This is a genomic window from Nitrospirota bacterium, assembly GCA_016180645.1.
Lineage (GTDB): Bacteria > JACPQY01 > JACPQY01 > JACPQY01 > JACPQY01 > JACPAV01.
In genome coordinates this window covers 23,233-37,204 of the sequence record JACPAV010000010.1, presented here as the reverse complement: position 1 = coordinate 37,204, position 13,972 = coordinate 23,233, and the positions used below count along the sequence as shown (strand labels likewise).

At 61.9% G+C, this 13,972-nt stretch carries 13 protein-coding genes (1 of these 13 cut by a window edge); 5 read left to right on the top strand and 8 right to left on the bottom strand.

Features of this window, described 5'->3' with window-relative positions:
* Positions 1–4: 4 nt before the first annotated feature.
* Positions 5–1,057, bottom strand: a complete 1,053-nt coding sequence (gene pilM / locus HYT87_07830) for a type IV pilus assembly protein PilM (GenBank protein ID MBI2059663.1) — start codon at positions 1,055–1,057, stop codon at positions 5–7.
* 279 nt (positions 1,058–1,336) lie between these two features.
* Here pilM and HYT87_07825 point away from each other — a divergent pair, with 279 nt between their 5' ends.
* Together HYT87_07825 and lysA are read left to right on the top strand one after the other, a co-directional pair.
* A complete protein-coding gene (locus tag HYT87_07825) occupies positions 1,337–1,927 on the top strand; it encodes a hypothetical protein (GenBank protein MBI2059662.1) in 591 nt (196 codons plus the stop codon).
* A 67-nt stretch (positions 1,928–1,994) separates the two neighbouring features.
* Positions 1,995–3,239, top strand: a complete 1,245-nt coding sequence (lysA, locus tag HYT87_07820; protein ID MBI2059661.1) for a diaminopimelate decarboxylase — start codon at positions 1,995–1,997, stop codon at positions 3,237–3,239.
* 89 nt (positions 3,240–3,328) lie between these two features.
* Here lysA and truD read toward each other — a convergent pair whose 3' ends face one another.
* Positions 3,329–4,504: a tRNA pseudouridine(13) synthase TruD gene (truD, locus tag HYT87_07815; GenBank protein ID MBI2059660.1), complete on the bottom strand. Its 1,176-nt coding sequence runs from the start codon at positions 4,502–4,504 to the stop codon at positions 3,329–3,331.
* Between the two features lie 42 nt (positions 4,505–4,546).
* A complete protein-coding gene (locus HYT87_07810) occupies positions 4,547–5,524 on the bottom strand; it encodes a four helix bundle protein (protein MBI2059659.1) in 978 nt (325 codons plus the stop codon).
* Between the two features lie 59 nt (positions 5,525–5,583).
* Between HYT87_07810 and HYT87_07805 the strand changes: the two genes are divergently transcribed.
* The 3 genes from HYT87_07805 to HYT87_07795 are packed head-to-tail and all read left to right on the top strand — an operon-like array spanning position 5,584 to position 7,591.
* Positions 5,584–6,339 carry a hypothetical protein gene (locus tag HYT87_07805; protein ID MBI2059658.1) on the top strand — a complete coding sequence of 252 codons (756 nt, stop codon included), beginning with the start codon at positions 5,584–5,586 and terminating at the stop codon, positions 6,337–6,339.
* Complete coding sequence (locus HYT87_07800) at positions 6,336–7,046, top strand: hypothetical protein (protein ID MBI2059657.1); 711 nt, start codon at positions 6,336–6,338, stop codon at positions 7,044–7,046. The genes HYT87_07805 and HYT87_07800 overlap by 4 nt, the downstream gene beginning before the upstream one ends.
* Positions 7,043–7,591, top strand: a complete 549-nt coding sequence (locus HYT87_07795) for a pilus assembly PilX N-terminal domain-containing protein (protein ID MBI2059656.1) — start codon at positions 7,043–7,045, stop codon at positions 7,589–7,591. Before HYT87_07800 ends, HYT87_07795 begins: the two co-directional genes overlap by 4 nt.
* Positions 7,592–7,628: 37 nt before the next feature.
* On the opposite strand, the gene HYT87_07790 is transcribed toward HYT87_07795, so the two are convergent.
* From HYT87_07790 to HYT87_07770, 5 genes are all read right to left on the bottom strand, one after another.
* The gene (locus HYT87_07790) at positions 7,629–8,003 is read right to left on the bottom strand and encodes a type II toxin-antitoxin system VapC family toxin (GenBank protein MBI2059655.1); all 375 of its coding nucleotides are present in this window, start codon (positions 8,001–8,003) and stop codon (positions 7,629–7,631) included.
* A gap of 38 nt (positions 8,004–8,041) precedes the next feature.
* The gene (locus HYT87_07785) at positions 8,042–8,344 is read right to left on the bottom strand and encodes a type II toxin-antitoxin system Phd/YefM family antitoxin (protein ID MBI2059654.1); all 303 of its coding nucleotides are present in this window, start codon (positions 8,342–8,344) and stop codon (positions 8,042–8,044) included.
* A 128-nt stretch (positions 8,345–8,472) separates the two neighbouring features.
* Positions 8,473–12,090 (bottom strand): right-handed parallel beta-helix repeat-containing protein, encoded by a 3,618-nt coding sequence (locus HYT87_07780; protein MBI2059653.1) that lies wholly within the window; start codon positions 12,088–12,090, stop codon positions 8,473–8,475.
* The gene (locus HYT87_07775; GenBank protein ID MBI2059652.1) at positions 12,077–12,643 is read right to left on the bottom strand and encodes a hypothetical protein; all 567 of its coding nucleotides are present in this window, start codon (positions 12,641–12,643) and stop codon (positions 12,077–12,079) included. Before HYT87_07775 ends, HYT87_07780 begins: the two co-directional genes overlap by 14 nt.
* Positions 12,640–13,972, bottom strand: part of the annotated coding region (locus tag HYT87_07770; protein MBI2059651.1) for a hypothetical protein (this coding region is incomplete at its 5' end). Its footprint extends 23,232 nt past the window's final position; 1,333 of its 24,565 annotated nt are in view. The genes HYT87_07770 and HYT87_07775, both read right to left, overlap by 4 nt.

The following is a 13,972-nucleotide window of genomic DNA, read 5'->3' as shown; positions in this document are numbered from 1 at the left end:
GGCGTTACTTCTTGAATGCGTCCTGGGACTGGCGGAGGGCCAGACCGAGGCCGATGGAACTGACCGCGGCAAGCCCATCCAGCACCTCGTGGGAAAATCTCGCGTTGTCCGCGTGGACCCGTTGGAAGGGATTGAGGGGCTCGACCTCAACCCCCAGCTTTTCACGGAGAAGATCGAACATCCCCGGCGCGCGGGTGGTTCCGCCGGTCACGAGGTAGCGCCCGATGGTTTCCTCCCCGGCCGTGCCAAGGTAGAAATCGGCCGTCCGCTGAATTTCGCCCACGATGCCCGAAAGCGCCGAGGACAAAACCTGATCGAGCCGGCTCTGCTGGGCCGCCTGGACGGGCGTCTGCCCCGTCTTCACCGCTTCCGCCTCCTCGAAACTGAGCTGGAGGCCCTTCTGAATTTCCGTCGTCACGATGTTGCCGCCGGTGGGCACGTCCCGAAGAAACGTCGGTACGCCGTCCCGCACCATCAGGATGTTCGTCATCGACGCCCCCACGTTCACGAGGGCCACCAGTCCGTGGGCGAACTCCGCCTTGTTCGCCAGGTAGTGATTGGCGTAGAAGCAATTGAACATGGCCAGCGCGTCGATATCCACCACGCTCAGCTCCAATCCCGCCTCGGCGACGACTTTCTCATAGTCGGCCAGGATCTCCTTCTTCGCGGCCACGAGAAGGATGGACATCTCACCCTCCCGGCGCGCCAGGATCTGATAGTCAAGATTGACATCCTGTATGCTGAACGGAATGTGCTGCTCGGCCTCCCACTGGATCTGCTCGTCCATTTCGGCCTTTCCCATGGCCGGCATGGTCACCACCTTGGCGATCACGGCGTTCCCCGAAATGGAACAGGCGGCCTTCCTGGCCTTCACCGCCTTGTCTTTCACCAAGGTTCCCACGGCCTCGCCCAAGGCGGAGAAGTTCATCAGCGCCTCGTCGACAATCGCTTTGGAAGGGACCGAAACCGTGGACAGGTTCTGGAGATCGTAACCGTCGCGCTTCGAAGTAACCTGAACGAGCTTGATGGCCGACGATCCGATGTCGAGACCTACCATTCCTTGGCTGCCCCCGAGAAACCTCATGTATAGTCTAGTCCTGTCTTTTCCATCCCATCATGTGAGTTTAAGGCTAAATACCGAGAATGTCAACACAAAAGCCCAATCTTTGGTATGCATGGCAAGGTCAATACCATAAGGTGTATCCACTCGTGAATGGCAGCTTGGACATCGCCGGCGCGATCGGTCAAGAAGACGCCAAGATTCTCACTCGGGGTTGACATTACCCCGCCCGGACCTTATGACAAAGCGCCGATGACGCGAACGAACGCTCCGTCCATGAAACGTGGAATCTCCGTGGCTGCGATGTTGGTCTGCGGAGCCTGGGTGGCCGCCTGCGGAAGGAAGGAGAAACCCTACGCACCGGAGGACGTGGTTCCCCAGAGGATCATCGACCTGACCCTGTTCGAGGAAGGCGAAGACATCGTCCTGACTTGGAGTATTCCCCGGCGCAACGCCAACGGCTGGACCTTGAAAGATCTGGCCGGGTTCAAGGTGCTTCGGAAGATCGAGTTTGCGCCGTATCATGCGGTGGGGGAAGTCAAGTTCGACGAGAGAACCGAACGTGAAACGGTCAAGCGCGTCCGCTACCGCGAACGCCGCCCAACCCGGGCCGACATCCCCACCGATGAAGCGCGCACCTTGGCGGAAGAAGTGGCCAAGATCCGGGAAGCCGAGGAGGCCGCTCGGAAGGAGGCCGCGGAAGCGGCCGCCGGGAGCCGAATCTTCAAGAAGAAGCCCTCGGAATTGGAAAAGGCGCGAAACAAGGCGTTCTATGTGGTGGTATCCGCCAACGAGTCGGGCCGTCTCAGCGATGATTCCAACGAAGTCAGCTTCGTGTTACCGCCCGCGGAAGAGGGGATGAAGTGATCCCACCACCCTCCGGGATTTCAAATTTGAGATTTGAGATTTCAAATGTTGTCGGAGGGGATACGGCGTGACCCCGTATCTCACCTACAGGAAGGCCGATCTACACCTCGAGGGCGTCTCCCTGGCCGTCTTGGCCGCGCGGTTCGGCACGCCTCTCTACGTGTACAGCCGGAGCGAGTTGATCGACCGCTACCAGGGCCTCAAGGAGGCGGATGCGAAGGATCGAGCGATCGTGTGTTACTCCGTGAAGGCCAATTCGAACCTGGCCATTCTCCGGACCTTCCGCGAACTGGGAGCCGGTTTCGATGTGACTTCCGCCGGCGAGCTTTTCCTGGCGCTCAAGACGGCCCAGACCGAGGCCGGGGGCGCCCGATGTCCGCTCGTTTTTTCCGGGGCGGGCAAGACGAGATCGGAGATCGAATTCGCCCTGCGGAACGACATTCTCATGATCAATGCGGAATCCGAGGCGGAACTTGACGTGATCGAACAAACCGCCGCGGCCATCGGGCGCCGCGCGCCGATATCGTTCCGCGTCAATCCCAATGTCGATCCCAAGACGCACCCCTACATCGCCACGGGGCTCAAGAAACACAAGTTCGGTGTTCCGTGGAAACGGGCCCTTCCCCTCTATCGCAAGGCCCAAGGAATGCCCCATGTCCAGGTAGTAGGAATCTCCTGCCACATCGGGTCGCAGATGGTGACCCTCGCCCCCGTTCAGGACGCCCTCCGCCGTGTGCTCGATCTCGTCCATGAACTCGGAAAGGGCGGCATCCGCATTCAATACGTGGACGCCGGCGGGGGTCTCGGGATCCGCTACCGGAAGGAGGCTCCCCCCTCCCCGGCTCTATACATTCAGACGCTACTTCAGGGACTTATAAGTAAAGACCTTAAGTTGATTGTCGAGCCGGGCAGGAGCCTTGTGGGCAACTCGGGTGTTCTCCTCACGCGGGCTCTCTACCGCAAGGAAAACGAAGGCAAGCGGTTCGTGATTGTGGACGCCGCGATGACCGATCTGATCCGCCCCACGCTGTACGATGCCCACCATGAGATCCTCCCCGTACGCAAGCAGGCCAGGGGAACGGAAAAGGTTGACGTGGTGGGTCCGGTCTGCGAATCGGGCGATTTCATCGCGCGCGACCGGCGGTTGCCCCGAGTGGAGGCGAACGACCTCCTGGCGGTCCTTTCGGCAGGCGCCTACGGGTATGCCATGTCGTCCAACTACAACGGCCGGCTGAGGCCCGCCGAGGTGATGGTGGAGGAGGACCGGGTGGAGATCATCCGACCCAGGCAGACGTTTGAGGCGCTGCTCTGAGTCGTGAAACGTGAAGGGTGAAAGGTGAGGAGAAACCCCGCGGAAATCCATCGACCGTGTCTTTCACATCACTCATCACCCTTCACGCCTCACGCCCCCAGCCGTCTAAGAAGCACTGTCGCGTAGCTGCCCGGAGGGAGCGAGAAGCGTAGGACGACTTTCTTTTTCCCGGCATGGACTTCGTCCGTCGCCGTGGGGTCGATCTCAAAATCTTCCGGGACAACCACAATCTTCCGGGGAGATGACTTGAAAAAAGCGTTCCGAATACCTTTCAGCCCAAACTGACTCCGCTCCACTCCCTCTTCCGCCAGAAGCGCGGAAATAGTCTTCTCCATGAACTCGTCGGGGTACACCACCCGCTTGTCGATCAGCGGAATGTTGAGGTCCTCCAGCCGCGCGAAAACCGCGTCCGGCATGATCCGATAGAAGGCCCAGTGGACATGCTCGTTTCGGAAGGGGAACAGGCGGACCTCGCCCCCGAAGGCTTCCGAAAGATGGCGCCGCACGGTCTCATTCCACAGATAGCTTTGATAGGCGGAAAGGAAGATCGAAAGGAGTGATCGTGGAATGCGATTTACCGCGCCCATGAAGTCTTGTGGGTGATCCTTCAAGTAATGGATGATGCTTCGTTCGGTCGATCGCTGGGAGGATTTGAGGCAGGCCGACCAGTCCCCCCAGTTCTCATTCACATGCTTCTTGAACGCTTTGAGACGCGAGCGGTCTTTTCGATCCCACGTCGCCAGGTACAGTTTCAGGGCTTTTTCAGGTTCCCCTTTCAGCAGTTCACGGGCGAGGAAGCCGTGACCGTGGCGCGCCGATCCGAACCGCTGCTCGCCGAAATAGTTTACAAACCCGAAATTGAGGACCTCCATGAAGGCCGCGGCGATCTTTTCAGTCTCCAGAGGCGGGATATCCCGCACCACCACCGTGAACCGATTCGATTCGAGCAGGTCGGGTCCGACCGGACGGTCCGACCGGCCCAGCGGTTCGGCGGATAGGTCGTCACCTTTCTCGCGCCGACCATCGCCCGAAGGACCTTCAACCGAGAGGGTCTGAGTCGTGATCGCATACTTGTCCTTGAGTCCCGCGTAGTGGAACTTCGAAGGCGGGACACTCCATCGCCGCGCCAGGATTCCCACCGCTTCCGGCGTGGTCAGGCCCTTCTTTCTCAACTTGTACCAAACGTGGTCGCCCCGATCGGACAAGGGATGCGCAGACAGGACTTCTTCGACAACGAAATCATCGCTCTTGACTTTGATCTTCATGGTTCTTGGCGTTCGACGTTCGCCGCGCGACGTTCGACGATTCTATTGCGAGCAGACGTAGATGTAGCCGGAGTACGGCTGGATCGACACGTACTCGGTGTAGCTTCCAAAGGAAAGCGTAACTCGATTCATGGACGTCAGGGGCGTCCCGTTGTACGCATGCCGCGGCGTTCCGAGGCTGCTGAGCGCAAAGCTGGTGTAGCCCACGCCGTCCGGAGGATTGGCCGTCGGAACCGAAGCGCCGTCGATGAAGAAGTCCGCGATGTCCACCCCTTCGAACTGTTCGTCCATATCCACCGTCAAGGCGCTCCCGAGGCTGTAGGACGAGATCCATTCCCAGGCGCCGGCTCCCGCGCCGGCATCCACGCTCCAGTACGACGCGCCGTAGATTTCCGTCGACCGGTCGAAGATCACCCGCACGGATGTCGCGTGCGTCATGGCCCAGTCGCGCGCGAAGTTCAGGTCGTGCGACATCATTCGCGCCGCCTGCTCCAGTTTCACCCGGCTCGACCCCGACATCCGGCTGATGGCAATACCCGCCAGCACCGCCATGAGGACGAGGGCGACGATGACTTCCAAGAGCGTAAACGCTCCGGAGTTCCTAGTTCCTAGTTCCTGGTTCCTAGTGGGCAAGAGAGGCCCTGGTTCCTGGTTCCTGGAAGGCCGCTTTCCATCGAGCGACGCGTAGAGACCCCTGAGCATGCGGATGACTCTTTCGTAGGAAGCGGACAGTTCTCTGAAATCCTTTTCCAAAAGATACCCAAGTTCGTAGGCCACACGCGTTTGGTATCGGGCCTCCGCGGCCGATCCCTTGCTGAGGCTCACAAAGTGGCGGTACTCCGCTTGGTTCATCCGTTGTGATCCCTCAACCAGATTGGAAGTCACGGAGAGGGCGGCCCTCCGCAGTTGAGAGGAGATGCCGAACATTTCCCGGTTTGGGAACCGCTCGGTCAGTCGGTACACTTCAAGGACGAGCGTGTGAGCCCGCTTGAAAACTTCCGATTCTTCGATGTCTTTCATGCTCCCCGATCCCTCCAGTAAGTTTTCTATGGCACACACCATGCTACAATGTCATCGAGATGTCGTCAAAAGCCCAGGGACCCGAAACCAGGAACCAGGAACCAGGAACCTTTTCAGGGGTCACTCTAATCGAATTGGTCGTGGTGATCGTCCTCCTCACCGTCGGCCTCGTGGTCGCCCTCCGCCCGATATGGCAGAGCAAGAAACTCAGCGTTCAGGTGGAGAGCTACAATCGAGCCTACGCCCTGGGCCAAGACCTCATGGAGGAAATCCTCTCGCACAAGTGGGACAACTACATCTCGGCAACGTCGGCGCAAGTGGACTGTCCGCCGCCGGACACCTGCCCGGCCGTCGGGACCTACTGCACGTGCACGAGTCCGGTGACGGATGCGATGGGACTCGGTCCTGAAACAAACAAGTCGCGCGACGGCGGCGGCGCCCTGTCCCTCCCCTTTACCGATATCGATGACTACGACGGCATGGACAGCGAAATCGACGGCTGCCCACCCCTTGGGGGAGGGGGGACGGATCGGGTCGGCCTGATCGCCGACAACACGTGCACGACGATTTCCTACTATTCCGATTTCCGCGAGCGCGTCACCGTCTGCTACACGTCCGGAAAAGGATACGGGACATGCAGCGGGCAATGTTTCGGCACCTGCTATCCCGCCTCCGACGGCACCACCTACTCGTCGTCCACTTTCCCCGGCACCGGCAACGCCGATCTCAAGTACATCTCGGTCCGGATCTCGTGGGGCGGGACGACCAAGGACCAGGCCTACATCGATCTGACGACGATGGTGGTCAACCGGTGAAGAAAGTTCCTGGTGGCAAGTTCCTCGTTCCTGGAAGGAACAAGAAGGAGACACTCTCTCCTCAACCCGGAACCAGGAACCCGGAACCAGGAACCTTTTCCGGTTTCACCTTGCTGGAACTCGTGCTCGTCATCGTCCTCGCGATCGCCCTCTCCGGCGTGCTCGGACTGATCGTTTCCCAAGGCATCCGCGGCGGGCTCGCGCAGGCCGAGCGGCGCGACATGGTGAAGGAGGGGATGGAGGCATTGGAGAAGATGACGCGGGATATCCGGATGCTTTCGGACTCCGACAACACCCTCCCCGTTCCCGCGGGCTGTGCCACCAGCGCGCCCGAGACCGACGTTCTCTGCGCAAAGGACGACCAGTTCGAGTTCCGCTCAAACCTCCCCGACACTCCCCGCGTGTGTTACCGCAAGAACGGCACGACCCTCGAGCGGGGCACCGCCGCGGCGGTCGGCGCCGTCGCCTGCGACGCCTGCACCTCGTGGGAAGCCCTTGCCCGGAACGTGGTCAACTCGGACCTATTCGAATACTATCGCTACAATGGGACCCAGATTCCAGACGGGGCGCTGGCCGCCGCCGACATGTGTTTCATCTGGCGGGTCCAGATCGAGCTCCAGCTTCGCCGCGGGACGAGCACCACGGACCCCCTGCGCAACGTCACGCTCCGAACGAGCGTCTTTCCGAGGGATTTGGCGGAGCGATGATTCAAGAAGTTCCTGGTGGCAAGTTCCTCGTTCCTGGAAGGAACAAGAAGGAGACACTCTCTCCGCAACCAGGAACCAGGAACCAGGAACCAGGAACTCTTGGCAGCAGAGGCATCAACCTCATCACCACCCTCTTCATCCTCATCGCCATTTCGGCGATCGGGCTTCTGCTCTATCGCGTCACGACGACCGAGCAGGAGGCCAGCCTGAGGCAGCTCTATTCGGGGGAGGCGCTCTACATCGCCGAGGCCGGGGTGGCATGGGCCGTGCACAATCTCGAATCGGACTGCGATTGGGGCCAACCCGGCGAGACTCCGGATTGTCACGAGGCCGCGGGGTCCTCCCTTACCGCCAAGCCGACCCTTTGCCAAGTGCAGCTTCCGAACGGGACGGCCTACATCAGCGTCACCGACACCGAATTTGTCGATGCGGATGGCGGAGATTCAGAATCCTGCACCAAGCGCACGATCGATTCGGTGGGCCGGCGACTTGGAAATTCAGGGCGAATCCTCGCCGAGCGCCGGATTCGCACGACGGTGGACTGAGTGACTCGTAGGGGAGCATCTTTTGGATGCTCCCTCATCACGGCGGCCCGACCAGCCGCGACAGCCCTAGCGCCGCCACACGCTCATGCGCTTTCCGGTCCGCCGTGATCCACAGACTCTCAGTCAGCCTTGCAAGAGCCACATAGGCGGCATCATATCCGCTCAGCCCGTGGGCGATGGACAGCCCCACGGCCAGATCGCCCAAGGCCGTATCCAGCGCGAATCTTAGCCGCACGAAGCTATCCAATTCTCGAAGCGCGCCCGCGACAGGTTCCGGCGCTTTCAGTTTGCGACACAAGACGGCCACCATCTCAAAGAAGAAGAGCTCCGGGACGATGGCGGTGTCCGTCCCCAATCGTATCCGCTCCCTGCATTTCAGAGCCGGTTCCACCCAAGGCTCCCCGGTCCTCACGAACCAAGCGACAGCCACCGAGGAATCCAGAACGATTCTCAGCGAAGGGGACCCCGCATTTGCCGGATAAGCGTCACGATATCGTTCACGCCGGGTATGGTCGGCTCGATTTCCGGGGCCACCCTTTTGGCCAGTTCATCAATTCGCTCCACGATTCGAGTTCGCTCTTCGAGCGAGGGCCTGGGCAAGTCCAGATAGCGTTCTTTGAAATCCTTCACCGTCACGAGCACCGCCTTGGGCTCGCGATTCTTCTCGACCAGGATGGGCTCGCCGGTCTTCTCCAGCTTTCTCAAAATCTTGCCTAGAGACTGCCTGAGTTGAAGGGCGTTTACCTTTTGCATGATACAAGTATAGACACGTGTATAGTCATGTGTCAACTACCGGCTATCAGAACTCAGCTTCAGCCTGGATCTCAAGATGAGATGCGCCCCCTTCGCATATGGCGAGCCACGATTCGCGGCGCTTGGCGCTACCGTTCGATTTCGATCCAGCCGGATTCGGTGACTTTGTCGCCGATGCCCGTGGATGCCGGATCCACATCGATGTCGTCCGGGTCGCAGGTCTCGTTCAGGCTCCCGGTCATGACGATCGTCGGCGTGTAGGGGCTGGGCGGCTCGGTTGTCAGGATCACGGCAGGGACGACGGTGGCCGCGAAGGTCACCCGCGCCTGCGTCCCGGCGCCGACGGCGCAGCCCAAGGCGCAGTTGTCGGCCCCCGCGCACGCGAAGACGTCGGCTCCACACGTGCGAGCATTGCTCGCCGGGGCACAGAACGTGCCGGCGGCCGTGCCATCGGTGAACGTGAGGCATGTGCCCGCCGTACAGCAAGCCGTACCCACGCCCACGCAAGGAGGCCCCTGACAGGTCCCCGCGGCAATCGTGAAGGCGGCCGTTCCGGTGTTGTAGAGTTGAGCGCGCAATGTGGTGGATGTACCCGCCGTGGTGGTGACGCGATTGTCGCCGGCCGAGGAGTCACCGCCGGAAATTTCGAGGGTCTGGGCCATGCAGGTCATGCAGTCGTATCCGCCGGAAATGGTTACGCCGTCCACCACCGTGGGATTTTCATTGAGGGCCACGCCGTCCGCCCCTTCCGTTCCGCGCACGTTGAGCCGCAGTTCAGCGGTGCCGTTGCACATGCCGGCCGGGATGTTGGGCGCTGCGTCGTCCACTCCGTTGTTGGTTGCATCGTCGAACGTGATGTACATGCTCTCCCCGACTTGGAGGGGGTTCGCGCCGCCGCCGTCGCAACTGTCGCCCGTCGGATCGCAGTAGGAGCTCACCGTGCGCGGCGAGGCATCGGTAACGCTCTGGGCCTCGGCATCCATGATCGTGAGGCCCGAAAACGTGTTGGCCGGATCATCCTGAATCGTCCCCCGATCGTTCCAGACCGTCCGGATGGACAGCTCCGGGTCGAATGAGGCGCCCACCGCACGGGTATCCTGGATCGCCCCCCCCGGAATCATATCCCGGGTGCCCTGGACGTACTGGATGCGGGAGGTGCGGCAGTTGGCCGTGGCGCTGTCCACAATGTAAACCGGCTCGGGGATCGTGCGCACGGTAACGGCCGCGCCATCGTAGAGTCCCAGTTCGACGGTGGCCGGGCCGTTGCACAGCGCCCCCATATCTCCGCCCGTGTTGAAGGTCACCGCGGTGCTGCCGGCCGCGCAGGTCGTGGCCAGCGCGCACGGTGTCACAACGCCCGCCGTGGCCGAACAGGTGCGATACGTGCCGCCGTTCATGTCTTGAATGAGGACGTAGCTGTCGCTCGCGCCGTCGCACCCTCCGACGGACGCGCTGAGGCTGTACGCGCCGGTCCCATTCTCGCATACGCTGAGGACGATGTTGTCCGCCGTTCCGTCCACGGCGCGGATGGTGAAGGCCGAGTTGTTCGCGTTGGCGCCGGCGTTGGTGGCGTCGAAACAGCCGGGCACGTAGATCGGGCGCGCCACGTCCGCCGTGGCCACGCCGCCTCCGCGAACGGTCCATTTGTTGGTCGTCGTAACCGCCTGGTCCGGAAAGGGGACGAGGCCGTCCACGAACGCGCCGAAATTGTTGACCCCTCCGATCGTGCCGCGCATCTGCCGGGGCTTGTTCTGGATGAAATCGCGGAAGAAGGACAGGGTGTTGATTCCCGCCATGCTGAAGTGGTCCTTGATGTACATCCAGCCTCTCAGGACGAGCGTGGCGAAGTAGTCGCCGCTGTAGAAACCCTCCGGCATCGGCCGGTAGGCTTGGAAGTAGAGCGTGGCCGCTTCGCCCGGATCGATGCACCAGTCGGTGGGGACGCCGATTTTCATGTCGGATAGGTAGGCGACCATCGTGTCCACGCCGTCCGTAATCTGGAGATAAGAGGACCCGGGGCCGGCCAGTGTCCCCGGCGCCGTGCACACGTCTGCCGGATCCATGTCGCCGAGGATGAACGTATCGCTGTTCGCGGCCCCCCCGGTGTGGGTGAGCGTTACTATGAGCGCGGGCTCCCCCACCCCCATGGTGCGCGTGGGCGGCGTTCCCCCGATGAGGTCCGGGTCGCCCAGCGTGCCCTGGACGACCGCGGCCGTCAGTGGAAGCGTGAAGCTGCCGCGGGAGGCGCCGTAGTTCTGGGCGTATCCCTCGGCGTTTGGGCGGTCGCTGTTGCCTTCGTGCTCCAAATTGCTCGAATTACCCGTGGGAGCGATCCCTCGCGCGGCGCAGGCTCCGGTGGCCACGTTGCACCCCGTATCGAGGGGCGAGACGGTGTACGTGATCTCGTCCCCCCACGTGAAGATCTCGAACGGTCCCTCATCGATGATCCCGTCCCCGTCGGAATCGGCGGTGTTGAACCACGTCGGTTCGCCGACGTCGAAATGGCCGAATCGGCCCTTCATGTGAAAATCGCGGTCCGCGCTGTCAACGGGGTGGGTGGTTGCAACCAGAAGTTCGGAGCCGCTTTCGCAATCGCAGGAGTCGGCGCCGCCGCCGCCGTCCAGGCACTCGGTGGTGGCGGCGGTGCAGGTGGCACCGTCGCCGCAGTTGTTGTTGTCCGTGCAAGCCTGCCAGTCGGCCAACGTGGTCGCGTTCGTCCCCCTCCAACGACCGCAGTCCGCACTTGCCGTGTCGCGGATGAAATTGTTGAAGTTACTGCGGAAGCCGGCCTGGCTGCCGTCGTTCACAACGAGTCCTCTCCTGTTTCCGGTTTCGATGAAGAAGATGCTGTTCCGGATCGACACATTGCTGGAGTCCGTGCCACCCTGGCTGCCCACGAGAACGTTCATGTCGCCACCGGCGGACCCATCCATGTAGAACGTGCCGTTCTCCACAACCGCGGTTGCGGCCCCCAGGAGAACGAGACCCCTTTTCCCGTTGTTCGCCGTGACGACGTTTCGGAAGTAGTTGTTGCTTCCGAGTTGCTCCTCGATGCCGGTCTGCGGCCCCCCTGTATGGTCCCGTGAAAGGACGCCTTCGATCATGTTATTGTCGGCATCGTCGATGAAGATCCCTCGCTGGCCGTGGGGTATGTCGATGTTCTGGATTCGCACGCTGTCCGCGCCGCCGGGACCATCGATGTAGAAAACATTGGTTTGAGCCGAGCCGCCGCCGGTGGCGCCGTGACCGTCCACCACGGTTCCGCCGGGGAAAGGGACGCCGATGATGGCGATATTCGGCACTTGAATGAGGATGTTTCCCGCGGCTCCTGCATCATTGAAGGGCGCCACGCCGGCGGGATCGGCGCCGCCCAGCTCGCAGGCGTTGGCCGTATCCACGACCGAACAGTCCACGGTGTATTGGCGGCTGAGATAGAATCCTGTGTCGACAAAAATACGAGTGTTGGCCGCCAGAGGACAACTCGTGATGATCTCGCGAATACTTCGGGCCGGGGTCGCCGTACTCTCGTAAGAGGCGCACGCCAGTGTGTCATCCCCGGTAGCCATGTCCGCATCCGCTGCGTACGTATAGACATCATTCCTCGTACAGCAATCGTTTACGTAGTAGCACGTCGTTGCCGCGCCGTCCGGGCACACGGCCCAGGCGGAGCGAGCGAGGAGAAAACAGTGAACGGTGAACAGCAGGGCGAGGAATGACGCAGAGCGGAGCACTTCAGCGGACTTCAATATTCAGAGCGGTCTTCTCCGCCCGGCCGTCCGAGTATTTCACCTCCACCTCGAATTCGACGTCGTAGAGTCCCAGTTCCTTCCCCTTCAACTCGACTTCATCGACCGACAGCGTCTTGATCCGGCGCTCCTTTTCGAGCGTCATCCATGGTTCGTCCGCTTCAGGCACACGCCGCTTGAGACGGAAGCGGAACTCCCCCGCGCCGACCGAGCCGGCCGGAATCCGGAATGAACGGCCTTTCACGAGATTGGTTTTCGCGCGATCCATCACGGTTTCTCCCGCCCAGGCGGACGGCCCCGAGCCGGAAACGATCTCGTAGATGGGGTCCCATGTCCGGAGGGCGATCTTTTCCACGCCTTTGAGGCCGCCGAGGTACTGGAAGGCTGTTTCGAACGTCGCCCCTGCCCGTTCGATTCCGGGCACCGATGCCCTTGTGGTGAAGGAGAACTTTTCCTTGAGGGCCTTGCTGTCTACCGCCCGAACAGGGCGGCTCTCGGCCCAGACCGGTACTGCAAGCCACAGTCCCATGAGGAAGGCAACAAGAAGTCTCATTTCGGCAGCCAGAAGAGCCGGCCGTCCGAGGCCCCGACGAGGATCCGCCGCGGGGTTTCCTCCGAGAGAGAAATATCGCCGCTCAGGTTGACGCCGAGATTGTAGACATACGATTCCAGCGGTTGGGCGCCATTCGTTGTGATGTCGCTGTCGATCACATAGGAGTAGACCCGGCCGTTTGGGTATCCGAAGTACACCGCGCCGTCGTAGGCGAGGGGCCCTGCCGCAATGGCTTGGCCCGCTTGCGGCTGAACGGGCCAGGAGGGGCCGCACGGCTCCCCGCCGCCCGGCTGACCCGCGGCGATCGGGACTTTGTTGTCCGTGATGATGCAATGCAGCCTGCCGTTCGAGTCGCCGAAGAGAACGAATGCTTCCGTGGGATGGAGCAGCGGTTGAGTGGTCACGTTGCCGAGGGTGATGGCGCCGGGCATTCCGCCGGCGCCTCGGTTTCCGGTGGTGTTGGCCCCATCCAGATACACGGTGGGATACGGGAAATCGGCCGTGAGTTCGCCGCCGCCGGGCGCCACGCCGTCGTTGTCCAGGTCCGTGCCCGCCAGATTGATCCCGGTGGGGTTGAGGGCATAGAAGACCGGGTTGGCGGCTCCTTCGAGAACGCTGCCCGCGAGGAGATAGGTGTCGAAGGTGATGTTGGCCGTCACGTCGCCTGCCGTGGCGTAGGCCGTCCCCATCGAGTACGTGGGAGTGGCCTGGAAGCCGCAGCCCGGCGAGGCGGCGAACTTGCTCACCTTGCCGCGCTGGAGGACGCCTCCCGGGGAGCCATTAAGGCCCGCGAGCGTGATGTAGGTGAACTGTACGCCGCAATCCGCGTCGGTGTCCGTAATGACCGCGGGGCGCGATTCGACGCGACCCGTTCCGGTTCCCACCGCGGCGCAGTCCTGGAAGCCAAGATTGTTGCAGAGGGTGAACAGCTCGTGGCAGCCGGCCGCTATCGGATCCGAGGCGCAATTCCCCGCGAAGCCCGCGCAGCCGCCGCCGGGCGGATCCGTGGCTACATCGCACGTCGCCAGGTTGCAATCGTAGCTGTCGCCCAGTTCCAGGGATTTCAGCTTCGGCACTCCTCCTTGGAGCACGGGGACATATAGGAATTCGCCGTCAGCCGCCATGGGGCCGGTGACCTCATCGCCCAGGGACAAACCGATGCCCGCCGCCCCGCCGTTGAAATCGATGGCGCAGAGGCCGGAGCCATCGGCAGGGCACGTCCCGCCGGTGGGGGTTCCGGTGTCGATGAGCTTGAGGACGCGCCCGGTGGTGGTGCCCATGTAGACGGTGTCCCGATTGTCCGGGCACCACCGTTCGCTCACGTAGACG